The organism is Vibrio sp. A8-1, from assembly GCF_013048685.1.
Taxonomy (GTDB): Bacteria; Pseudomonadota; Gammaproteobacteria; order Enterobacterales; family Vibrionaceae; genus Vibrio; species Vibrio metschnikovii.
The window spans coordinates 42,795-65,944 of the sequence record NZ_VHTC01000010.1 but is presented as its reverse complement, the minus strand read 5'-3'; the positions used below and the strand labels follow the sequence as shown (position 1 = coordinate 65,944).

The following is a 23,150-nucleotide window of genomic DNA, read 5'->3' as shown; positions in this document are numbered from 1 at the left end:
TCGCATTACCGTAAGTTACAACTATGCTTAGCGCATACCCTACCAGCCTATAATTCTAATATTTGGAGTCGCATATGACCGCGCGTGAAAGTTTGATGCCGGTTCTACTTGAAAAAGTATACCAGCTAATTCAAGACAAACTTGAGCTTGCTCACCAACCTCTTGTTACTCAACTCGGCCAACACCTATTTAGTAATGTTGCGCAAGACGATCTTAGTAAACGTAATGAATCTGACTTATACGGTGCCGTAGTCAGTCTTTGGCATCATATTAATGAAAAGAAAGCCGACCAACGTTCGGTACGTGTATTTAACCCAACCGTCAGTAAACATGGTTGGCAATCGACTCATACGATCGTTGAAATTGTCGTACCCGATACTCCTTTCCTTGTTGATTCAATCAAAATGACGTTAAGTCGTCTCGATTTAACATCACACTTAATGTTAAACGGCCCAACGCACATAGAACGAGATAACAACGGTGCGGTGCTTAGCATTGGTCAAGGTGCTGGCGCGTTGCAATCACTTTTTCATATTGAAGTGGATAGATTAAGCAGCAAAGAAGAGATGACGGCGTTAAAAGAAGAGCTGTTGGAAATCCTCAGTGATACAGCTTTGGTGGTCCAAGATTGGAAACCAATGGCGAGTAAGCTTGAGCAAGTGATTGAGGAGTTAGAGTCGCATAAAAACCATATTCCGGTTGATGCTGAACATTATCAAGAAACTCTCGTTTTCTTACGCTGGCTTGGCGCGCATAATTTCACTTTCATGGGTTATAAAGAATTTGATCTGGTTAATCACGACGATGACACTGAGCTTCGACCTACGCCAGATGCAGGATTAGGCTTATTTTCGGATCCGAAACGGGTTCGTGGTGTGAAGTTATCACAGTTTTCCGACTCTGCTCGTTTAGAAGCGAAGAAGCCTTTCTTACTGATCCTGACTAAAGGCAACAAACAGTCGCGCATTCATCGCCCAGCGTATACCGATTATATTGGCATTAAGAAATTTGATGCCAATGGTAAAGTGATTGGTGAGCATCGTTTCACGGGTTTATACACCTCAGCAGTTTATAACCAAACGGTCGAAAGTATCCCACTGGTTCGTGAAAAAGTACAACGCATCCTAACAGCAAGTGGCTATCGTGCGGGCTCTTATGCCTACAAAGCATTACACAATATTTTAGAGAACTATCCTCGCGATGAGCTTTTGCAAGCGAAAGAAGAGGAGCTTCTTGAAGTGGGGATGGGGGTTGTGCAAATGCAAGACCGTGACCTGATCCGTTTATTTGTTCGCAAAGACCCCTTTGGCCGTTTCTTCAGTTGTATGGTCTATGTTACCAAAGAGCGTTACAACACCGAGTTACGCCGTCAAACACAGCGGCTATTAAAGCAGTATTTTGGTTGTGAACAAGAAGTGGAATTCACCACCTATTTTTCTGAAAGCCCGCTAGCGAGAACGCATTATATTGTGCGGGTAGAAAATAACAGTGCCAATATTGATGTTAAGAAGATAGAGCAAAATTTAATGGAAGCATCAACCAGCTGGGATGACCGTTTATCCGAAGCAATTATTGCCAACTTTGGCGAAAGTTCAGGTTTATCATTAGCCAAAGAGTATCAACGCGCTTTTCCTCGCTCTTATAAAGAAGATGTCATGCCAGGCTCAGCGGTTGCGGATATTGAACGATTAGAAGCCCTGAATGAAGATAACAAACTTGGCATGCTGTTTTATCGTCCTCAAGAAGAGGCGAAAGATTCTAAGGCGGTGCGCTTAAAACTGTATCATCGCGATGAGCCGATTCATCTGTCCGATGTGATGCCAATGTTAGAAAACCTTGGCTTACGTGTCATCGGTGAATCGCCATACGAAGTGACGAAGACCAATGGCCAAGTCTATTGGATTCTAGATTTCTCTATGCTGCATAAGAGCGAGAAGCAAGTTGATTTGCGTGAAGCACGCGATCGTTTCCAACAAGCATTTTCAGCCATTTGGCATGGCGAATTAGAGAGTGATGGTTTTAACCGCTTAGTGCTTGGTGCTTCTTTAACTGGACGTGAGATTTCTATTTTACGCGCTTATGCACGTTATATGCGTCAAGTCGGTTTCCCATTCAGCCAACACTATATTGAAGATACCTTAAGTCATTACCCTGATTTAGCGAAAGGGTTGGTTGATCTGTTTGTACGTCGTTTTGATCCTAAATTTAAAGGTTCGCAAAAAGGCCAAGCGGAGCTGATTGCTCAGTTAACCGAGCAATTGGATCATGTCGAAAGTCTCGATGATGATCGTATTCTTCGCCGTTATATGGAAATGATCTGCGCAACGTTACGTACGAACTATTTCCAAATGGATGAAGAGAAACAACCGAAACCTTGGCTGGCTCTTAAGCTAAAACCACGGGAAATTCCTGATATCCCAGCTCCCGTACCTGCCTTTGAAATTTTTGTCTATGCGCCGGATATGGAAGGGGTTCACCTGCGTGGTGGTAAAGTTGCCCGTGGTGGTTTACGTTGGTCTGATCGCCAAGAAGATTTCCGAACCGAGATTTTAGGCTTAGTAAAAGCTCAACAAGTAAAAAATACCGTGATTGTTCCCGTTGGAGCGAAAGGCGGTTTTGTTTGTAAGAAACAGCACTTACTGACTGGACGAGATGAAATCTTTGCCGAAGGACAGCGTTGTTACAAGCGCTTTATCCAAGCATTATTAGATGTCACGGATAACATTGTTGAAGGTGAAATTGTCCCGCCACGTAATGTGGTTCGTCATGATGAAGATGATCCTTATTTGGTTGTCGCTGCCGACAAAGGGACAGCGACCTTCTCTGATTTAGCAAACTCCGTTTCAGCGGATTACCAATTCTGGTTAGGGGACGCGTTTGCCTCTGGTGGCTCTAATGGTTATGACCATAAAGCCATGGGTATTACTGCTCGTGGTGGTTGGGAATCGGTTAAACGTCATTTCCGTGAACTCGGTATTAACTGTCAAACGACGGATTTTACCGCGGTCGGTATCGGTGATATGGCGGGCGATGTGTTTGGTAATGGTATGTTGTTATCGCAACATATTCGTTTACAAGCCGCTTTTAACCATCTGCATATCTTTATTGATCCAAGTCCAGATGCTCAAACAAGCTGGCAAGAGCGGCAACGTCTGTTCCAATTACCACGCTCTAGCTGGGAAGATTACAATCCAAGCTTGATCTCGCAAGGTGGTGGCGTTTTCTCTCGCAAAGCGAAATCAATCGCGCTTAGTCCAGAAATTCAAAAAATGCTTGGTACTAAGAAAGCGTCAGCCGCTCCGAATGAACTGATCAAGATGATCCTGAAAATGCAGGTTGATCTTCTGTGGAATGGTGGGATCGGCACTTACATCAAATCATCGAAAGAATCGCATGCCGATGTCGGTGATAGAGCGAATGACGCACTGCGTATTGACGGTCGTGAAGTCAAAGCCAAAATTATTGGTGAAGGTGGTAACCTAGGTATGACTCAGCAAGGGCGGGTAGAGTACGCGCTCACTGGTGGGCGAGTGAATACCGATTTCGTTGACAACGTAGGTGGGGTTGATTGCTCGGATAATGAAGTCAATATTAAGATCTTCTTGAATGGTTTAGTCGCCAATGGCGATCTAACCGTAAAACAGCGCAACCACATCCTAGAATCCATGGAAGAGGAAGTCGGTGAAATTGTTATTGAAGATGCTTATACCCAATCAGAGTCTATTTCGGTGACCGAGCAATTGGGCGTTGAGGTGGTTAAAGAGCAAATTCGTTTCATTCATCACATGGAGAAAACGGGTTATCTTGACCGCGCCTTAGAGCATATTCCTGATGACGAAACGTTGTTAGAAAGAGAGAAACAAGGTTTTGCATTAACTCGACCAGAGCTTGCCGTGCTGGTGGCCTATGGAAAAATGGCCTTAAAAGAGGAGTTGGCTTGTGATGAGATAGCTAATGATCAATTCCATGCGCAGCAATTGATTCAGTACTTCCCATCAAAGTTACGCGGTGACTATTCGCAGCAGATGCACAACCATCCACTGCGTAAAGAAATCATTGCCACCGCGTTAGCTAACCAAATGGTTAATGAAATGGGCTGTAATTTTGTGACGCGTTTGCAAGAAGAGACTGGAGCTAGCGTCACGGATATAGCTCATTCTTATGCCGCTGCCCGTGAAATTTTCGAGCTCGGTAGCGTATTGCAGCAAGTTCGTTCACTGGATAATCAAGCGACAGCGAGTGCTCAATATCAAGTGATGTTCCAAGTTCGTCGAACGTTGCGTCGTCTATCTCGTTGGTTGCTGCGTAATCGCACTGGAAAACAGTCCGTGCAAGCGCTCATTGATCAGTACCAATCGGACGTACGCAGTATTACTCGTCAGTTAGATAGTTTGCTGGTGGCTGATGAAGTTGCTGAACATGATTTGCTGGCGAATAGCTGGATAGAACAAGGCATTAATTCGGACTTAGCGCATTATGTCGCTCGTCTATCCAGCCTTTACTCGGTACTGGATATCTCTACCGTCTCTCATGAGAAAGCGATTCCAGTAGAGCATGTCGCTAAATTATATTTTAATCTGGGCGATCGTTTATCGATTCATTGGTTCTTGAAACAGATAAATAATCAAGCGGTTGAAAATAACTGGCAGGCATTGGCAAGAGCGGCATTTAGAGAAGATCTCGACTGGCAGCAACGCCAATTAACGGCGCAAGTGCTTAATGCGGTCAATGGTTCAGAGACTACGGATGTGATTCATGCTCTGCAACGTTGGATGGACAATAACAGCGTTTCACTGCAGCGTTGGGAAAACATTCTTAATGAATTTAAAGTGGGCTCGGTTCATGAGTTTGCTAAGTTTTCCGTTGCGATGCGTGAATTGATGTTGCTCAACTTAAATTGTGTAGCGACCGAATAAGCATTGAATTGTGCGACAAATAGGTCAATAATAACGCCCCGTTTATACGGGGCTTTTTTTTCGGAGGCACAATGCTTTACCGCTTAGCCAGAGCTGGCTTTTTTCAATTGGATGCTGAAAGGGCGCATGATCTCGCCATTCAAAATTTCAAACGCTTTACCGGTACACCGCTTGATCTCTTCTATCGTCAACACCTTCCTCATCGTCCTGTCGAATGCATGGGACTCACGTTTAAAAATCCTGTTGGTTTAGCCGCTGGCCTTGATAAAAATGGTGAATGCATTGATGCGTTTGCCGCGATGGGCTTTGGATTTATTGAAGTGGGCACAGTGACACCTCGACCGCAATCAGGTAATGATAAACCTCGTTTATTTCGTTTAGTGCATGCTGAAGGTATCATTAATCGAATGGGCTTTAATAACCTGGGTGTTGATCACTTAGTGGAGAAGGTAAAGCAAGCGAATTATGATGGCATCATTGGGATCAATATTGGTAAGAATAAAGACACGCCAATTGAAAAGGGTGCTGAAGATTATTTAATTTGTATGGAGAAGGTGTATCCCTATGCTGGTTATATTGCGGTGAATATTTCTTCCCCCAATACCCCTGGGTTGCGAACGTTACAATATGGTGAAGCTTTAGATGAGTTACTCTGCGTCTTAAAACAGAAGCAGACCGCGCTGGCTGAGCAACACAACAAATACGTACCTCTAACCTTAAAAATTGCACCAGACCTAACGGATGATGAGCTGCAGCAAATTTGCCAATCTTTACTCAAGCACAATATCGACGGGGTGATTGCTACCAATACCACTTTAGATCGTACTTTAGTGGAAGGAATGAAATTTGCTAATGAGGCAGGGGGACTGAGTGGCCGTCCACTGCAATCACGCAGCACTGAAGTCGTAAAACTATTATATCAACAGCTCGGTGAACAAATTCCAATCATTGGTGTTGGAGGAGTGGATAGCTATGTGGCAGCAAAAGAGAAATTGCTGGCGGGTGCTAAGTTAGTCCAAGTGTACAGTGGCTTTATTTATCATGGCCCTAAATTGGTCAGCGATATTGTGAAGAATTTATAACGTGTTGAATTAAATTCTGATTTTTAAAAAGTGACAAGGTGACATCAAGAGGAAGTGAGTAACTCATTTCCTCTTTTTTTTTATTCCATGCTTCCTAGAATGGCACTAATAGGTAAGAAATTTTTATCTGATTGGTTTGATCATCAGCAAATAGAGAGCCGGAATAATGCTAAAGCCCAGTGATAAATGGAGTTGGTACTATTCAGATAGTGAAGGCTATTTGATGCTGGACCTTGGACAAGAGATGGTCTTTCGCACTAATCTGAGTCGCAATCTATTGGTTGATTCCGCTTTCTCGAATCCTTCATTTACGGTCGATGATGCTTCCGATTACCAAACGTACAAAGAACGGATCAGTGGTCTTCAACTCACCGAGCCACGTCAAGTTGAATTGGCACTGTATTGCGTGGCAGCGAAGCGTTTCCATAAGCCTGTGCAGCCAAAGAGCTGGTTTTTTGATTATCAATCAGTCACGGATACTAAACCTGAAGAGGGTGATATTGTGGGTTTAGTAAATGGCTTCAATCAAGGTTTTTTTATCGTACTTGAGGTTGGAGAGAGTGCGAGTTTGTGTGCGTTAATTGAACTAGAACCGTTTATATTAAGCACGACGAAACAGTTAGAGTTCGGTCAAGTGATTAAAGTGATGCATGACCGAATGTCCATAGCCAACCACATCCTTCAGCCAGAGCGAGTTGCTTTGGTTAGCTAGTTTCCCTCATCATTTCGTTCCTTTGTTTTATTTCCTATCGGCGTTCTGCCGATTTTTTTTGTCTCTATATTGCCAAAACTCCCAGCGAACATTGTTAATCAACTGAAAGAGCGCGATATTCTGCGCAAAATTTAGAGATTAATTTCCGGAAACGTGACACAGCAAAGCCTTGAAAACGGAGGTTAGGAGTGTCAAAAGTTCCCGTTTTACCGTTAAATGGTGTTTTATTACAACCGGTGTTGCTGCTTGGTATAGTCCAGTTTTGTTGTGAATAAATACTCACTCCTTTGTTGGCGCAGGGAATTCGACATTGATTAAGATGGGCAAGGAGACTAATAAGAAGTGTTAACAGACAGCGGCAATAGTTTTGTAGTAAGTTTGTACCGGCTTTGGAGCCAATCAATCGTCCTTTCCAAAGGGGGTTAATTGACTATTCGATTTAGGCTTCTAAGCTGCAATCGTGTTGGCTGTGTTCGTTATCTCAATTGTTTAAGGATGCTCATTGGATGCCAGGCTTGTCGCCGAGCTGCAGCGCCACGTTGTTTGGGTATCGATAAAGTGCTAGGCGAGTTATAACGATGATTTTTTGTAAAAATGGTCGGTTTAACTTTAGGAATGGCCTTTAATGTCAGTTATAATCTGAGGCCATTTTTACCAGTTAAAGAACCCTATGAATCAATATCTAGCAGTAACCTCAAATGGCCTTGAAAATCTATTAGCCGAAGAACTCACACAATTAGGCATCACTAATGTAAAACCCGTTCAGGCCGGGGTGAAATTTACCGCTTCCAATGAACAGATTTACCGTTGCTGTTTATGGAGTCGATTAGCTTCTCGATTTGTTCGTGTTGTTGCTGAGTTTGCTTGCCAAAATGATATGGACTTATATCTTTCGGCTAGCGCGATTAACTGGGTCAATCATTTCCATAGTTCGAAGCAATTTGTGGTCGATTTTAATGGTACTAACCGCGAAATTCGTAATAGCCAATATGGTGCGATGAAGGTTAAAGATGCCGTTGTTGACTGCTTTACTAAGAAAAACTTACCACGCCCTTCGATCAATAAAGAGCAACCGGATGTAAGAATTCACGTTCGTTTACATAAAGATAAAGCGCTGCTTGGTATTGATATGGTCGGAGCGGGTTTACATATTCGTGGTTATCGCCCTGAATCGGGCCGAGCTCCATTGCGAGAAACATTGGCTGCAGCGATTGTATTACGTAGTGGCTGGGAAAGTACCAAGCCTTTACTCGATCCAATGTGCGGTTCTGGTACCTTATTGATTGAAGCTGCGATGATGGCGGCGAATATTGCTCCAGGTTTAAAAAGAGCCAAATGGTGTTTTGAAGCATTAGAAGATTTTCAACCAGAGCTGTGGGCAGAAGTGAAAGCTGAAGCAACAGTGCAAGCGAGAAAGGGCGTCAAGAAAACTGACGCAAGGTTTTTTGGCTTTGATAATGACAGCCGTGTTTTACAAATGGCTAAAGACAACGCACGTCGAGCCGGTGTAGAGAGCTTAATTCAATTTGACGTTGGTGATGCTGCGAAGTTGACTCGTCCTGCAGAGTTTACTCAGGGGGTGATTATTTGTAATCCACCTTACGGCGAACGTTTAGGTACTCATCCCGGTCTTATTGCTTTATATACCGCTTTCGGCGCTCAATTAAAAACCGAGTTTGGCGGCTGCCAAGCGTCCATTTTCTCTGGATCGGATGAGCTATTAAGCTGTTTACGCATGCGAGCAGAAAAACAGTTCAAATTAAATAACGGTGCGTTACCGTGTCACCAAAAGAATTATCTGATTGCGGAGCGCGAACAGGCTCAATTAGAGGGGATGCAGCAAGCTCCGACGCAGCAGATTGCCCCTGATTTTTCCAATCGTTTGAAAAAAAATCTCGCGAAAATTGCTAAATGGGCGAAGCGTGAAGGCTTAGATTGTTATCGTATTTACGATGCCGATCTACCCGAATATAACGTTGCGATTGACGTTTATGTTGATCAATTGGTCATCCAAGAGTACGCGCCACCGAAAACCATTCCTGAAGAAACGGCTAAACGTCGTCTGACGGATATTATTCGAGCTGCGATTCAGGTAACGGGCGTTGATGCCAATAAGGTCGTATTAAAAGTCCGTGAACGTCAAAAAGGCAGTGCTCAATATCAAAAGATGGCTCAACAATCTCAAACCTTTGCGGTTAACGAGTATGGTGTCAAATTGTTGGTCAATCTGCATGATTACCTCGATACTGGCTTATTCCTCGATCATAAACTGACGCGCCGTCGTTTAGGTCAAATGGCGAAAGGATGCGATTTCTTAAATCTCTTTGCTTATACCGGCTCGGCAACCGTGCACGCTGCGTGTGGTGGGGCGAAGTCGACAACCACCGTTGATATGTCCAATACCTACCTAGAATGGGCAAAAGAGAACATGAAACTCAACGGTCAAGTGGGAAGACAGCACCAATTTGAACAAGCCGACTGTCTGAAGTGGCTAGACAATGCCAACGGCCAGTATGATCTTATCTTTATTGATCCGCCGACTTTTTCTAATTCGAAACGAATGGAGCAGTCGTTTGATGTGCAAAGAGACCACATTTTGTTGATGAAGAATCTTAAGCGTATTTTGCGCCCAGGTGGCACGGTGGTTTTCTCAAATAATAAGCGTCATTTCAAAATGGACATGGACTCGCTGCAAGAACTTGGCCTATTGGCGCAAAATATTTCGGCTCAAACACTGCCAATGGATTTTGAGCGTAATAAGCAAATCCATAACTGTTGGTTAATCACTCATCAACCGCAACAACCAGGTTTAGTGTGACCTTAAGTGACAATGTAACTAAAGTTCAGCTTACTTACCAAGGTGGAGACATCACTTCACCTTGTTGTTTTAATCAATTAACTCAATGGTTTGAAAAAACATGGCATTAATTACCATTCATAATGGGTTGCTGGCGTTCGGTGATCATCCTTTACTTGATCAGGCTGATTTTGCACTGCAGGAAAACGAACGTGTGTGTCTTGTAGGGCGTAATGGGGCGGGTAAATCAACATTAATGAAAGTGTTGGCAAAAGAAATCTTACTCGATGACGGTAAGATGCAGATCATGCAAGATGTGGTAGTCTCACGTTTAGAGCAAGATCCTCCTCGTGATCAACAAGGCACAGTGTATGATTATGTTGCCGGTGGTTTAGCTGAAGCAGGAGAACAGCTTAGGATCTACCAAGATCTTTTGGATCTTGTCACGCATTCACCCACCGACGCCAATATTAAAAAATTATCGGCGGTTCAAGAGCAGTTGGATCACACCGGTGCGTGGCGCTTTGAAGATAGAATCAATAATGTGCTGACCGCTCTGAAATTGGATGGGCAAACTAAGCTTACCGATTTATCCGGTGGATGGCAGCGTAAAGCCGCTTTAGCTCGCGCCTTAGTGTGCGAGCCGGATGTGTTATTGCTTGATGAACCCACTAACCATTTGGATGTGACGACCATCGAATGGTTAGAAGGCTTTTTGAAAGATTTTCGTGGTTCGATTATTTTTATTTCTCATGACCGAACCTTTATCAAATCGATGGCAACGCGCATTGTCGATTTAGATCGCGGCAAGTTGAATTCTTTCCCCGGTAACTATGATCAATATTTAGTTGAAAAAGAAGATCAATTACGCGTTGAAGAAATGCAAAATGCTGAATTTGATAAAAAATTGGCTCAAGAAGAAGTATGGATCCGGCAAGGTATTAAAGCACGTCGTACTCGTAATGAAGGACGAGTGCGAGCCTTGAAAAAACTTCGTGAAGAACGTAGTCAGCGACGTGAAGTGCAGGGCAAGGTTAACCTTAAGATTGATGATGGTTCTCGCTCAGGCAAAATTGTCTTCGAAGCGGAAAATCTGTGTTATTCGATTGATGGCAAATCGATTGTTAACGATTTCAGCTTTAATATCATGCGTGGCGATAGAATCGCCCTCATTGGTCCAAATGGCTGTGGTAAAAGTACCTTATTAAAGCTGTTGCTCGGTGAGCTGACCGCTGACAATGGCCGTTTGCATTGTGGTACCAAACTTGAAGTCGCTTACTTTGATCAATATCGAGAGCTGCTCGATCCTGAGAAATCGGTGATTGATAACCTTGCTGATGGTAAACAAGAGGTGATGGTTGCAGGGCGACCACGTCATGCGTTAAGTTACCTGCAAGATTTTCTCTTCGCGCCTAAACGGGCTCGAACGCCGGTGAAAGCCTTATCTGGTGGTGAGAAAAACCGCTTATTACTGGCGCGGATTTTCCTAAAACCCAATAACTTATTGGTGCTCGATGAACCAACCAACGATTTAGATATCGAAACATTGGAACTTTTAGAAGATTTGCTTGCCAATTACCAGGGTACATTATTATTGGTGAGCCACGATCGTGAGTTTGTCGACAATACCGTGACCACCAGTTGGATTTTTGAGGGTAATGGCGTTATTGAAGAGTTCGTTGGCGGATATCATGATGCGCAGCAGCAGCGACAGCAGGTCTTACAGGCTCGCCTTGCGGATGTTGAGCCGATAAAGCCAGTTAAAGCTGTTGATAAACCAGCTAAAGCCAGCGAAGTAAAACCGAAACTTAAAAAGTTATCTTATAAGTTGCAGCGTGAGTTAGAAGAACTGCCTGCCAAACTTGAACAGTTTGAAACTGAGATTGAGACGCTACAGCTGCAAATCAATGACGCTGATTTTTTCAGCCAGCCTGTAGATCACACACAACAGATATTAGATAAGCTAGCAGCCACTGAGCAGGCGCTCGAAGTAGCTTTTGAGCGTTGGGAAGAGCTTGAAGCGATGCAACAGGAAAGTTAATGAAACCAATAAGTAGTAATATGTTTAAGCTGACAGCGATCAGCGCAATGATTCTGTCAACCACATCTGCCTCAGCGGCGCTGTATCAAGTGATTGAACCTCAAACTACTTTTGCTTTTGAAAGTGTTTATGGGGTCGCGATTCAACCGGGCAATATTAACATTGCTGATCCTGAAGCTAAAAAACTCGGGTGTTTTTCAACTTCAGCAGATGTAACTGATTGCAAAGATTTTCGTTTGGCTGGAGAAACCCGACGGGTTGCCACTCATGATGGCCAGGCGGTAGATGGCGTTAGCTATCGAGAGGAAGTAGCATTTGGCTTAGATGTTGGCTTTAATTTTATTCAGAACCAGAGAGACTTTGAAAATTATTGCAGTCGTTTTTTAGGCTACGCTACGTGTGATACTTGGGCTAGTATTCATTGGAATGAGTGGGATAGAGAGCGTCGAGGGGTTACTACTCCTAATGCGACTGCTTTTATTGAAGGGGAGCAAACTCCCTTAACCGTGAGTGGTGCAGGCAACGAAAATATTGTTATCAATAGTTTAACTTCAGATGCAAAGCCAAAGCCTATCGGAATTAAAATTGCTGCCGGTGATGTGTCAGGCTTTCGCCGTAACTCAGTTCAAGCCATAGGGATTGTTGATATTACTACAGAGCCAGAAAGCAAATGGCCGCAAACTCGAGCTTGGAAAACCGATGGAACTTACACGGTCGGAAGTATCGCTAACGAAGCAACAAATAACCAAGGTAACTTTTATACTTCCAAAGGCGCGATTTGGGACAACTCAGGCAAAATGACGGAAATCCCTTGGCCAAGCGAGAATGCAAACCACAGTAATCGTTTAGCTCAAGGTAGTATACGTGACTTTGTTATAGATAAGGATAATAACAAACTTTACGCAGTTGGTTATAACACATTTTATAGCGACCAGAATTTAATGCAGGCTAGTGTTTCAATTCTAAAAATTGAGGGTGACGATACTCTTAGTTTTACCAATACCAAGCCAGTTGCAGGGGCTACTGTACGAGAAAATGGTAATAGTGGTGACCGCATTATTTACTCTCATTCGCTATTAACGGCAGTCAATGAGCATGGTATTGCGATTGGTGAGGCTAAATTATCTCGCGCTGAAAGTGGAGCTTACGCTAATCGGTTATTTGTTGTTCCAGAGATTAACGATCCTAAAGCTAACTTCTTAAATGGCAGTATATTTTTTGCTGGAGCAGGAGGCAAAGCGGGGGCCATTAATAACTTTAATGAAATCGTCGGTCAGATTGATACCGAAGAAACCCGTGAAGTGGGCGGAAAACCGCGTCGTAAGCGAGGGTTTATCTATCCTTATGGGACTGAGCTTCAAGGTAGTGTTCCTGAGCGTCAAGATATTTTCAACAATCGGGCGTGGTTATTGGATGATTTAACCAATGGTAGTGAGTTTTCTGATAATAACCAATATCGAATTATTGCGGCTAACGATATTAATGATGCCGGTGTAATCGCGGCCACTGCGTTAAAATGTACTGGTGGTTATGACTCGACTGCGCATAATGCCCAATGTGGCGCAGGGAAAGGACAAGAGAAAACCGTCGCTGTTAAATTGGTGCCAATTGCAGGCAAGACCCATGAGATCTCTCCTCGAGGTATGGATGATCTAGTGGTAGAGCGTAATGGCGCTGGACTGGGATTGTGGTCTTTGATTCTTGGCGGCTTACTTTGGTTCCGTAGAAAATAGTTAAAATTTGTCAAACGAGGCATAGGTTCACAATTTTGGACTTATGCCTTTTTTATTGCTTGAGAAAGGGACGCTTTTGGTCGATTCTTAATGATGTGGTCATAAAAACACCACATCATTTTAATAGTTGTACGTTAGAAACAAGTTACTGTATGAGGACTGCACTATGAAGAGACAAAAGCGTGATCGCCTGGAAAGAGCGCAATCTCAAGGATACAAAGCAGGATTGAACGGACGTTCTCCTGAGGAGTGCCCTTATCAACAAACGGATGCTCGCTCATATTGGCTAGGTGGTTGGCGTGACGCCAGAGATGATAAACACTCAGGTCTCTACAAATAATTTGCCACATACAACATGGTTCTAAGCCCCGAAAGGGGCTTTTTATTACGCTATACAATAGAACATCATTTTAAACCATTCATCTAATGCACTATAACTTAAACTATTTGTTAAGAATAAAACAGCCATAAGAGCTGCTTCATTCTTAAACTACCTAGATAAAAGTGGCTTTAAAAAGCTGACGTATCTTGGAAAAGACCTACTTTTAAGTCTTTGGCAACGTAAATTTCTTTGCCATCAACCAAGACTTTACCATCAGCGAGGCCCATGACTAACTTACGATTGACGACGCGCTTCATGTGGATCTCATAGGTCACTTTCTTTGCCGTTGGTAAGATTTGTCCGGTAAATTTGACTTCACCAACGCCCAACGCTCTTCCTCTGCCTTTTCCGCCAACCCAGCCGAGAAAGAAACCAACCAATTGCCACATGGCATCTAGACCTAAGCAGCCGGGCATTACCGGGTCACCAGGGAAATGACAATCAAAAAACCAAAGATCAGGAGAGATATCCAATTCAGCGAGAATGAGTCCTTTTCCAAAATCGCCTTCTGTTTCTGACATTTTACTCACACGATCCATCATCAACATATTAGGGGCGGGCAGTTGAGGATAACCTTCACCAAATAGTTCACCACGGCTTGAGGCTAGAAGATCTTCACGATTATATGAGTCACGTTTATTGTGCATAGTACTACTCCAATTTCAGATAGGAAGCATGTTAGTGAACGCATGTACGCTAAACAACTCCGATCAGTGTTAGATAAACCAATTTTTTATTCTTTCGACTATTCCGGGTGTTTGAATATGTTTTTCAAAAAATTCAATACGTTCGGCAATTTTGCTGATCACGCTTTCTTGATCATCGCCTCTAAATGGCTTGTTCATCAAAATAGGGATAGCTTCATCCACCGTAGAGACAGGCCAGATATTAAACTCACCGTTCTTAATACTTTCTACGACTTGAGAGTGCAGGGCGAGATGTTTTAAGTTACTTTTAGGAAGAATAACCCCTTGCTGCCCCGTAAAACCATGATGCTGACAAACTCGGTAAAAGCCTTCAATTTTTTCATTCAAACCGCCCACGGCTTGAACTCGGCCAAATTGGTCAACAGCGCCAGTGACAGCAATTTGTTGATCAATCGGATATTCTGATAACGCACTGACTAAAGAACACAATTCGGCCAGCGAAGCACTATCGCCATCCACCTCACTGTATGATTGCTCAAAGACCACGGAAGCAGAGAAGGGTAATGGCACATCAAGATGAAGAGCACTGCTGACAAAGGCTTGCATAATCATCATTCCTTTAGCGTGTAAATTACCGCCCAGTTCAACTTTACGTTCAACATCAGCAATATCACCATCGCCAAAATGAATCACACAAGAAATTCGCGCTGGCTCGCCGTAAGATGTCGGATGGCCAGCAACATCAATAACCGTAAGTCCGTTGACTTGTCCAACATGTTCACCTTGTGTTTCAATAATCACTTGCCCATCAAGAATGTCATCTAATGCTCGTTCTGGAAGATAAGAGGCACGATAGTAACGTTGATGGATAGCCTGTTCCACGTGCTGCTGTTCAATCGTTTGCCCTTGAGACTCAATAGCAGACTCTTCGAGTAGTGAGCGATGCCACATGACACAGAGTGGCGCATAATGCTGATCCTCTGTATAACGAGCGCCCGCAGTCATCACTGTTTTAATCGCCTCTGCGGTAAGTAAAGGTAAATCATAGCGTTGAATTAACCAACGTAGATAACCTAAATAGGTCAGCATGCGATCATTTTCAATTTTAATGTCGAGTTCCATTTCACTAAACAGACATAATCCAGCATGAATGTCTGAATCGAGAAAATCGATATCACCGAGTTGATGACGATCACCGACAACAATCAATTTAATGTTATAAGATTGATTGATAGGAGTCTGCAGCAGCGATTTTTTACTCACGTTAATAGGGGATACGGGTTCACCGAGTACCGCCGCTTTTAACATTGGCCAGCAGAGTGGGTTAGCAAGCAATAGATTCGCTGAAATGATCAAATAACCATTATCCGCTTGTGCTAATAACCCATGAGTTTGATCAATAACTTGACCATTTTTAGCGGTGACTTGCCCAAATAACATGGTCATATCGAGCGTTTCAGTTCTGACTACTGGTACACGATGAGTATTTTCAAGATGCTCTTGAATCAAACAACGATAAATGGAGTTATCTGGCGCATTGATCAGCAGAACTCGGCTAAAACCCTGTATATGTATGAAACGTTCAATCGCTTGTAACAGTCTTGGTTGAGTGTCGAAAAACGGCACCGCCGTTAATTGCGCAAACTGAGCCAGCGGTTCATTAAAATCGTCATACTGGGGCGTTACTAAACGCCAGATATCTTGTGTCATTGAGTCATCGAAGTGATTAAAAGGATTGAAATTATATAGAAAAACCCTGACTACGAATAGCTTTGTTATCAGGAATACTCATTAGAGCATTTTTATTGCTATGATTGAAACTCAGTAAAGGTTGGGTTACCCTGTCACTATGCTTTTATATGGACTTTGCCGACTATGAAATATCAACAACTCGAAAATCTGGAATGTGGTTGGAAATGGCAGTATTTAATAAAAAAATGGAAAGATGGTGAGCAAATTACTTGCCATATTGATCGTAGTGAAGTGGAAAACGCGATAGTAAAGCTCAAATCTATTGAGTATGAACCCACCTTAGTACTCGATTGGATCGCACAACATATGGCTCCCGAGCTAGAAAACAAGTTAAAACAAGCCATTCGTGCTAAGCGCAAAAGGCATTTTAATGCTGAACAGTTGCACACTCGTAAAAAGTCGATTGATCTCGATTATCGCGTATGGGAAAAATTATCCTCAAGAGCTAACGAACTCGGTTGCACTTTATCAGATGCGATTGAGTATCTACTCAGTGAAGCATCACGTAGTGAAAAAGCAAGCCGCGCGGTGAGCAGTTTAAAAGAAGATCTTAATAAGTTGTTGTCCAATGAGGAGTAAATGAAATGCTGTATGTTATTGTTATTGCGGCAATCGTCATTTTTTGGTTAGTCGCGGTCGATAGACCAATTTTAAAAGTTACCTTCAAATCAGGGCACATAGTAGCAAGCAAGGGGCATTTTCCCGCTACTTTCAAACATAATGTCTGTGAGATAGCAGAGACAACGCCATTTGATGGTCAGATGAAGGTTTACCATCAAAGAACCGGCATGAAACTTATCTTCTCCAAACAAGTACCTAAAAAAGTTCAACAACGGATTCGCAATGTATTTCCTCATCAAGGCTTTAAGATCTCAGGACCCAAAGCCAAAAAAGGTCGATAGCTTTTTACGCACGAAATACGGGGCTAATACACAGGAGTAGCTAATGGAGAAAAAACTGAGTCGAAAATTGGGTGTTCAGGGTCAATCCACGATTGAATGTTCCCTTTTAACACTCACCCTTAAGTGCGCATTATGTCGCGTTATGTTTAAAACAATTGCATATGTAAAAAATATAGAATCTCTCACTTTTGAGAGATTAACATATGAAGTATCACGAAATGAGCAAAAACTACATTTTTCGTGAATTGCAATGCCAATTAACAATCAAACAAACCGCAGAACTTTGTTTTAAATCTGTGAGAACGGTCAAACAATGGGACAGCGGGAAGATGATACCGCCTGAGTGTAAACGGCTTATGAGAATGCACGCAGGCTATGAATTGAGCAAATCAGAAAAGTGGGAAGGGTTCAAAATAGTAAAAGAGCAACTGATTTTGCCGACCGGACAAGGGTTGTCACCACAGCAAATATTGATGGGTGCGGCACTGGTAGAAATATCGGCAAGTGATGACATTAGAACAAGGTCAAGACTACTGAAGTATGCGCGAGTAATAGCTAAATTAATGAAGTAAAAAAGGGGCTTAGGCCCCTTTAATCACTAGAGTAACTAGCGCGCGGATTTGACATAGGAGATAACAAGTTGTTTCTTTCCGCTTGCTAGACCGAAAACCGCTGATAAACGATAAAGCTGTTTATCAGCGGTTTTCCGGCCAGTTCCGATACACACTATTTTCCGAATACCCGAAAAATCTATAACACCGTTGTTTTTATTATCATCCTTAGCTCTTTGTTCACGTCAGATGTTGAAGTTGAACGAAAAAGAGGGCCAAGCAGCGGAATATCCTTGAGAACCGGAACGCCAGTTTCAACATCTCGCTTTTCCGTTGAAATCAGGCCACCGAGCACGATTGTATCGCCGTTTTGCAATATAACTGTGGTGTTCAGCGTGCGCTTGTTTGTGATGATGTCAGATGCAACCGTTGAGTTAGTGACAGCACTGCTTTCTTGGTTGATTTGGAGTACAACTTGTTCGCCGAGAACGTGGGGGATTATCTCTAGCGTGACACCCACGTCACGGCGCTCGATGCGTTGTACTGAGTTGCCGCCGCTGGTCACTTCAGAAGCCACAAGAAACGGCACATTTTGACCTACCGAAAAATAACCGCGCTCTCTGTCCATTACGAGCATGTTCGGGCGGCTAAGCAAAGCGGTATTGTTTTCGCTGGCAACGGCTTTTACCAAGGCGTTAAAGTCGCCACCCTCAAAAATAAAAAGGTTATCTTTCAGTCTGTTAGCTGCAATCGTGTTGATGCTAAATCCGGCATCTTTAAAAGCGGCACTGAGATTAACGCCCATTTCTGACTTATTCCCAATTTCAGTTTCAGTAATCACAGCTTCGACGAAGACTTGACGCTGTGGCAAATCAATACCCTGCAAAATCAGCTCGATTTGTTCAAGTTGGGGCAATGTTGCTGTCACTATGATGGTGTTGGTTGTGGGCAAGACTTCAACTGAATTTAATTGCTGTTGGCCCTCTTTTTGTTGTGCTGTTGAGCGTAAGACGGATGTTACCAAAGGGGCTACTTTTGTGTTTCTAACGTACTGAAAGCGATAAAGCCGGACATAAAGCGGGTCAGCGGGTAGCTGTATTTCGTCATTGATAGTGATTAAGTACGAATTACCATCTTTAACCAGTTGATAGCCGTGGGAGCGGAGAACGCTGTTAAAAAAGTCGGGATACTCTGCTGGCACTAGGTTTGGAGCAGTAAAGGTAACGGAACCTGTTACCCCAGCACCAAGCAATATTTTTAAACCAGTTTGTCGGCTGTACCAGCTCACAAACTCAGCTATCGGCGTATTTGTTGTCTCAAATACTTGCTGTTCGTTGGCGCGGGCGGGGGAGGCTAAGAAAATGATAGACACAAACGAAAAGATGAGATACATTTTTAGGTTTTTTGATATTTTTTTAGTTTTTTGCACTTTATTAGTGCAATTAGCAAGATACTTTTTCACTTTGCGCCCCCGCTTGAATTGTGATGCTACAGCGTCCGTCTGTTGTGAATGTATAGCCCTCGGCTCTAAGGTCATGTGATGATAATCGCTGGCCGTTTTTATCAAGTTCAAATTGCAATGGCGAGTTGGGTAGAGCGCTATAAGTAATAATGCGGTAGCCGCTTATGAGCTTTTTTAAGTCAGCTTGGGGCGCTTGTTCTACTTGCTGAACAATTTGCGTTTGTTGTGGCTCTGGCTGAGTGAAATAGAAGAAGACGTACGACAGAACGCCGCCGACACCGACCATAAAAAATCGATTGGTTTTACGTAGGTAGATTTTAGTAATACGCATGATGTTTCTCAGTGTGTATTTGACTGTATAGCGGCCATGGGTGTAGTAAGGCGGTATGACGCTATATAGGCCGTGTGGGTAGTTGTTCATGAACATCTGTTTAGTGTCGTAACAGCTATAAAGTGACTCGCCCCATTCAAGCCATTTATCAACAGTAAGCGAGTTAGTGTTATCGCCGTACTTGACGATGCCTACGTGCAACTTAGGGAACTTGATTTTTAGTTGGCCAAGGGTAAGCGCAGAGACTATCGAAGATACGAACGGGATGCGAAGGCGATCCATTCGTCTGCAAAAAACAGTATGCTCAGCTAAAGCAAGCCTGACCTGTTTATCAACAATCGATATATCTTGAACAATGAAAATGACGTCCCACCCGTACTTTCGAATGTGCAAAAGATGGTCGATTAATTCTTGACGTCCTTTGTCGTTCCATGTGCGAGAGTTGAACCACGTCCCGCACTCATCGAGAACAATTAGACCGTCTTTTGTGACGTCATAACTTTTGTTGCCATAGCCGAGCGCTTTTAAATCGTGAACAGTGGGCTTGTCCGGTAGGCGATAGAGACGGGTGTTTTTCTTATCGCGTCCTATCATTTCCTTCAAATTGATATTGAGGTTAGTTGCAACGGGAACGCCACGTAGTAGGGCTTCACGTATGCGACCAACCGCACTCAAACTTTTACCGCTGCCAAGCTTGCCAGTGACAAAATAAACCGATGCCATGACTAACTACTCATCTTGATGATCGCAAAGTACTGCCATGACCAAACCCAGCGGACAACCTTGGCGCTCAAGATGGTTGATAGGCAGGGGATGGCATTGGTTGGCATGAACATGGACCATGCTTGTGTAATAGACGGGTGAACAAAATACGAGAGCGTGCCGAGCATAGCATAAAGCGCAACAGCCAGAGCTACAGTGATGCTCACGATAAGCGTTAAAATCGTGGCGTTAATAACAAGGCCAGAGGCTACACGCTTCGACCACCATCCCATGATGTTAGCCGCTAGGCCACCGATGAAGGCGGCAAGGGCTGGAACCTTTAGTGCTTTGCTTGCACCCGTTAGAACGGGGAGTAAAAATCCTGCCATGGTTACATTCTCCGGCTCATATAAGGGACGCCGTGTGGCGTTACTTGATCAAGTAAGATGTTCATCAGCGCGTAGACGGTATAGAGGTAAAAAACAAAACTCAGTATGTCTTTTAAGAACTGAACAGAGTCACACGTCATCTGGAAAGTGAATTTACCGAGCTGCAACGTATCGAAGTCGCAAGGCTGTGAAGCTGGAAGCAAGTCGATAAAGAGGCCAACAAGGGCGCGGCCTTCTTTCTCCAATGGCTGAAAGCGTTCGGAATTGGCTTCCTGAGCGATTTTTTCCAGATATTCAGCAGTAACACGATCATCAATATTCGTTGCTGATTGAATGGTTTCATCGTAAATACGTTCTATATAACCCGTAGATAAACCGTGTTCACCCTCGCACGAACGAGGATCTTTATTAGGGTCGCAGGGCTGACCGAACTCTAAGCCAGCGATAGATTCGGATAACCCAGCAATGGATTCACTGACTTGATTTGTTGCTGCAATTTGACCGGATGAGGCTTGACCAATAGCATCAATAATTCCATCGGTTGATTCATCAAATAAACCATCAAGCTTTTCTCCCAGGGAGTCGCCGAGCTGGTTAAGTGAATCGGCTTGTTTATCCGATGCTTGACCAATCGCTGAAACAATTTGCTCAGATGATTGCGCGTTAGCATTGGTTATCGTTTCAGATAACGAATTGACCGATTTAGTAATTTCAGTGGTTTGTTGCTGCATTAATAGTTTGTTGTTTTCAGCAATTTTTATGTCTTGATTCATTAAATCGACAATGCTTTGACCTACGTTGTCCGTGGTCTTGTGTAAGTTGAAAAGTTGAGCATTAAGCGCGTTGAAGCCCTCGATATTTTTGTTTGTTGATTGAGATACTAGGTTGCTCAAGTTGCGGTTGGTCGCGTGAATAGCACGAATAATACCTTCATCATTGCCCTGATAAGGCGGGTCGGTTGGTATTGATGGCGGTAAAACTACATCAATCGGCGGGGCTGGATTACTACCCGCGCCGCCCTGAAACGGCGGATTTTCAGGGACTGGATTTGTCGGGTCGGGCAGTGGTTCAGGCTGAGTAGGTTCGGTTGGCTCAGTCGGATTCGTTGGGTCCGTTGGGTCTGTTGGGTCTGTTGGGTCCGTTGGCTCAGTCGGGTCCACAGGGTCTGTTGGGTCTATAGGTTCCTCTGGCTCCGTTGGGTCTGTAGGTTCGGTTGGTTCTTCAGGTTCGGGATAATGGGGATTTTCGTCATAATCGCCTTTATCGCCTACACATTTATTGCCAGTATAAAAAAACTCCTGAAAAATGCTGCCACCTGAACTTGTATAAGTTCGCACTGCCTCGCAGTGATTTGAAGTTACGCAATAGGTTCTAGGAGCAGTAGGAAGACCGTTCCCCCAAGGCGGGAAAGGAACGCTAGGTATTGGAGCGTCTTTTGCTTTTAATTCTTGGCATTGCTCTTTAGGTATTGATTCGCATTTATTTGTAGATGAATTAAAAGATTCATCAGGTAGACAATTTAAGCCAGTAAAACGGACTCTTATGTCTTTATGACTTCGCGACACAACAAGCAAATAATCCTTGCCACTGGGTATAATGGTATACTCTGGATGATAAGGAAAACCATCACAACGAGTTGCCGCAAGCGTTGGAGGGGAAGTAAACCTTTTGCCAAATGAATATGGGCAACTAAATACGGAATGGCTTAGATAAGTAACTTCGTAAAAATCTGACTGAGAAGCATGAGCATTAAAAGAAAACAGAACGAAGGAATATAGAATTAAATATAGTTTCATTTTTTTAATAACCATTAAAAAGGGGCCTAAGCCCCTTTTTATATTCCCAAAAAAGGGGCAACTTAGTGTGTAAATTAAGTCGCTTTGTTTGCGCCTTTTTTGGTTAGCTTGAGACCGATAGTACCGACTAGAACAGCAGTGCCGACGCCCCACATCCAAGAAATGATAGTATCGGTAAAGCTTGATACTGAATCTAAAGCAGCTTGCGCCGCAGGTGGAATTTCAGCATAAGCGCCAGTTGATGCGAGTGCAGCCATTGCTGCAATAGTTGCGGCCGTAGCCAGTTTTTTTGATTTCAACATAACGTTGTTCTCCAATTGATTTATGATGTTGTGGAAATACTTTCCACGGCTTTTTTAAAAACGAGTAACTTATAAAAAGCTACCCATCCGATTGCCCATGCGCCAATAAATGAGCCAGCCAAAAACGTTAATTCATTCATTAGCGTTGACCTCCGGAAATTGAACCGAGGGCAAATAGAAGCGCAAGTAAACCAACAAATATCATTAGATATAAGCTATCAAGTTTTGACATGAGTTCTATAAATTGCGCATCGGTCATTTTAAATTACCTTACTTGTTATTAACGTCAGGTAAATTAAATAGGTGGAATCCGGTAATTTGGACCATTTTCCCGTCATCGTTACCGAATTTATTATCTTTGTACTGAACATTAAAAGTTGTACGTTTACCAACGAGCTGTTTTAGCAAAGCGCCTGCCTTGCCGTTTTCCCAAAGCTCAGTAGGTACGGTTACTTCGATTTTATCCGTTGGATAAGTAGTAATTAGGTGAATTTTACCAATGGTAAACTGCTCACCAGTGCCATATTTAGTTTTAGTTTCTTGGATGATATCGGACTCATCCAGAATTAAGCCTTCCATTTTCATAATTAAATTACCTGTTTATTAAGTTAAAAGAAAAAAGACAGTTATTGACACAAGTCCAAGGGAAATTA

The 23,150-nt window shown here is 43.2% G+C and carries 18 protein-coding genes; 10 read left to right on the top strand and 8 right to left on the bottom strand.

What is annotated here, in order from left to right; genetic code table 11:
* Positions 1 to 74: 74 nt before the first annotated feature.
* From FKN93_RS07615 to rmf, 7 genes are all read left to right on the top strand, one after another.
* Positions 75 to 4,916 carry an NAD-glutamate dehydrogenase gene (locus FKN93_RS07615; RefSeq protein ID WP_004395291.1) on the top strand — a complete coding sequence of 1,614 codons (4,842 nt, stop codon included), beginning with the start codon at positions 75 to 77 and terminating at the stop codon, positions 4,914 to 4,916.
* Positions 4,917 to 4,987: 71 nt separating this feature from the next.
* Positions 4,988 to 5,998 carry a quinone-dependent dihydroorotate dehydrogenase gene (pyrD, locus tag FKN93_RS07610; RefSeq protein ID WP_004395290.1) on the top strand — a complete coding sequence of 337 codons (1,011 nt, stop codon included), beginning with the start codon at positions 4,988 to 4,990 and terminating at the stop codon, positions 5,996 to 5,998.
* A gap of 166 nt (positions 5,999 to 6,164) precedes the next feature.
* A complete protein-coding gene (locus FKN93_RS07605; protein WP_040904315.1) occupies positions 6,165 to 6,710 on the top strand; it encodes a cell division protein ZapC in 546 nt (181 codons plus the stop codon).
* Between the two features lie 670 nt (positions 6,711 to 7,380).
* Entirely contained in the window at positions 7,381 to 9,528 is a 2,148-nt protein-coding gene (gene rlmKL / locus FKN93_RS07600) for a bifunctional 23S rRNA (guanine(2069)-N(7))-methyltransferase RlmK/23S rRNA (guanine(2445)-N(2))-methyltransferase RlmL (RefSeq protein WP_040904314.1), read from the top strand.
* A gap of 100 nt (positions 9,529 to 9,628) precedes the next feature.
* Complete coding sequence (locus FKN93_RS07595) at positions 9,629 to 11,548, top strand: ABC transporter ATP-binding protein (RefSeq protein ID WP_170904787.1); 1,920 nt, start codon at positions 9,629 to 9,631, stop codon at positions 11,546 to 11,548.
* The gene (locus tag FKN93_RS07590) at positions 11,548 to 13,281 is read left to right on the top strand and encodes a DUF3466 family protein (RefSeq protein ID WP_170904786.1); all 1,734 of its coding nucleotides are present in this window, start codon (positions 11,548 to 11,550) and stop codon (positions 13,279 to 13,281) included. Before FKN93_RS07595 ends, FKN93_RS07590 begins: the two co-directional genes overlap by 1 nt.
* Positions 13,282 to 13,447: 166 nt before the next feature.
* On the top strand, positions 13,448 to 13,621 hold the full coding sequence (rmf, locus tag FKN93_RS07585; RefSeq protein ID WP_040904313.1) for a ribosome modulation factor: 174 nt from the start codon (positions 13,448 to 13,450) through the stop codon (positions 13,619 to 13,621).
* Positions 13,622 to 13,791: 170 nt separating this feature from the next.
* Here rmf and fabA read toward each other — a convergent pair whose 3' ends face one another.
* Positions 13,792 to 14,310 (bottom strand): bifunctional 3-hydroxydecanoyl-ACP dehydratase/trans-2-decenoyl-ACP isomerase, encoded by a 519-nt coding sequence (fabA, locus tag FKN93_RS07580; RefSeq protein WP_004395285.1) that lies wholly within the window; start codon positions 14,308 to 14,310, stop codon positions 13,792 to 13,794.
* A gap of 69 nt (positions 14,311 to 14,379) precedes the next feature.
* Complete coding sequence (locus tag FKN93_RS07575; protein WP_004395284.1) at positions 14,380 to 16,020, bottom strand: Lon protease family protein; 1,641 nt, start codon at positions 16,018 to 16,020, stop codon at positions 14,380 to 14,382.
* Positions 16,021 to 16,185: 165 nt separating this feature from the next.
* Between FKN93_RS07575 and matP the strand changes: the two genes are divergently transcribed.
* The 3 genes from matP (at position 16,186) to FKN93_RS07560 (ending at position 17,536) form a co-directional block, all read left to right on the top strand.
* On the top strand, positions 16,186 to 16,641 hold the full coding sequence (matP, locus tag FKN93_RS07570) for a macrodomain Ter protein MatP (RefSeq protein WP_154168209.1): 456 nt from the start codon (positions 16,186 to 16,188) through the stop codon (positions 16,639 to 16,641).
* Between the two features lie 5 nt (positions 16,642 to 16,646).
* Positions 16,647 to 16,964, top strand: coding sequence for a DUF3634 family protein (locus tag FKN93_RS07565; RefSeq protein WP_158138443.1), 318 nt, complete (start codon positions 16,647 to 16,649; stop codon positions 16,962 to 16,964).
* A gap of 203 nt (positions 16,965 to 17,167) precedes the next feature.
* Positions 17,168 to 17,536 (top strand): DUF3653 domain-containing protein, encoded by a 369-nt coding sequence (locus FKN93_RS07560; RefSeq protein WP_170904785.1) that lies wholly within the window; start codon positions 17,168 to 17,170, stop codon positions 17,534 to 17,536.
* A gap of 178 nt (positions 17,537 to 17,714) precedes the next feature.
* On the opposite strand, the gene FKN93_RS07555 is transcribed toward FKN93_RS07560, so the two are convergent.
* From FKN93_RS07555 to FKN93_RS07530, 6 genes are all read right to left on the bottom strand, one after another.
* On the bottom strand, positions 17,715 to 18,977 hold the full coding sequence (locus FKN93_RS07555; RefSeq protein ID WP_332406100.1) for a secretin N-terminal domain-containing protein: 1,263 nt from the start codon (positions 18,975 to 18,977) through the stop codon (positions 17,715 to 17,717).
* Positions 18,958 to 20,031: a zonular occludens toxin domain-containing protein gene (locus tag FKN93_RS07550; protein WP_170904784.1), complete on the bottom strand. Its 1,074-nt coding sequence runs from the start codon at positions 20,029 to 20,031 to the stop codon at positions 18,958 to 18,960. The genes FKN93_RS07555 and FKN93_RS07550 overlap by 20 nt, the downstream gene beginning before the upstream one ends.
* 2 nt (positions 20,032 to 20,033) lie before the next feature.
* Positions 20,034 to 20,399 carry a DUF5455 family protein gene (locus tag FKN93_RS07545; RefSeq protein WP_161438625.1) on the bottom strand — a complete coding sequence of 122 codons (366 nt, stop codon included), beginning with the start codon at positions 20,397 to 20,399 and terminating at the stop codon, positions 20,034 to 20,036.
* 2 nt (positions 20,400 to 20,401) lie between these two features.
* On the bottom strand, positions 20,402 to 22,210 hold the full coding sequence (locus FKN93_RS17640; protein WP_249374163.1) for a methyl-accepting chemotaxis protein: 1,809 nt from the start codon (positions 22,208 to 22,210) through the stop codon (positions 20,402 to 20,404).
* A 59-nt stretch (positions 22,211 to 22,269) separates the two neighbouring features.
* Positions 22,270 to 22,497 (bottom strand): major coat protein, encoded by a 228-nt coding sequence (locus tag FKN93_RS07535; RefSeq protein WP_170904783.1) that lies wholly within the window; start codon positions 22,495 to 22,497, stop codon positions 22,270 to 22,272.
* A 270-nt stretch (positions 22,498 to 22,767) separates the two neighbouring features.
* A complete protein-coding gene (locus tag FKN93_RS07530) occupies positions 22,768 to 23,082 on the bottom strand; it encodes a chemotaxis protein (RefSeq protein ID WP_170904782.1) in 315 nt (104 codons plus the stop codon).
* Positions 23,083 to 23,150: the final 68 nt, after the last annotated feature.

Coding starts and splice junctions, on each gene's coding strand:
- FKN93_RS07615 (WP_004395291.1), top strand. CDS start 75: ATGACCGCGCGTGAAAGTTTGATGCCGGTTCTACTTGAAAAAGTATAC.
- pyrD (WP_004395290.1), top strand. CDS start 4,988: ATGCTTTACCGCTTAGCCAGAGCTGGCTTTTTTCAATTGGATGCTGAA.
- FKN93_RS07605 (WP_040904315.1), top strand. CDS start 6,165: ATGCTAAAGCCCAGTGATAAATGGAGTTGGTACTATTCAGATAGTGAA.
- rlmKL (WP_040904314.1), top strand. CDS start 7,381: ATGAATCAATATCTAGCAGTAACCTCAAATGGCCTTGAAAATCTATTA.
- FKN93_RS07595 (WP_170904787.1), top strand. CDS start 9,629: ATGGCATTAATTACCATTCATAATGGGTTGCTGGCGTTCGGTGATCAT.
- FKN93_RS07590 (WP_170904786.1), top strand. CDS start 11,548: ATGAAACCAATAAGTAGTAATATGTTTAAGCTGACAGCGATCAGCGCA.
- rmf (WP_040904313.1), top strand. CDS start 13,448: ATGAAGAGACAAAAGCGTGATCGCCTGGAAAGAGCGCAATCTCAAGGA.
- fabA (WP_004395285.1), bottom strand. CDS start 14,310: ATGCACAATAAACGTGACTCATATAATCGTGAAGATCTTCTAGCCTCA.
- FKN93_RS07575 (WP_004395284.1), bottom strand. CDS start 16,020: ATGACACAAGATATCTGGCGTTTAGTAACGCCCCAGTATGACGATTTT.
- matP (WP_154168209.1), top strand. CDS start 16,186: ATGAAATATCAACAACTCGAAAATCTGGAATGTGGTTGGAAATGGCAG.
- FKN93_RS07565 (WP_158138443.1), top strand. CDS start 16,647: ATGCTGTATGTTATTGTTATTGCGGCAATCGTCATTTTTTGGTTAGTC.
- FKN93_RS07560 (WP_170904785.1), top strand. CDS start 17,168: ATGAAGTATCACGAAATGAGCAAAAACTACATTTTTCGTGAATTGCAA.
- FKN93_RS07550 (WP_170904784.1), bottom strand. CDS start 20,031: ATGGCATCGGTTTATTTTGTCACTGGCAAGCTTGGCAGCGGTAAAAGT.
- FKN93_RS07545 (WP_161438625.1), bottom strand. CDS start 20,399: ATGGCAGGATTTTTACTCCCCGTTCTAACGGGTGCAAGCAAAGCACTA.
- FKN93_RS17640 (WP_249374163.1), bottom strand. CDS start 22,210: ATGGTTATTAAAAAAATGAAACTATATTTAATTCTATATTCCTTCGTT.
- FKN93_RS07535 (WP_170904783.1), bottom strand. CDS start 22,497: ATGTTGAAATCAAAAAAACTGGCTACGGCCGCAACTATTGCAGCAATG.
- FKN93_RS07530 (WP_170904782.1), bottom strand. CDS start 23,082: ATGAAAATGGAAGGCTTAATTCTGGATGAGTCCGATATCATCCAAGAA.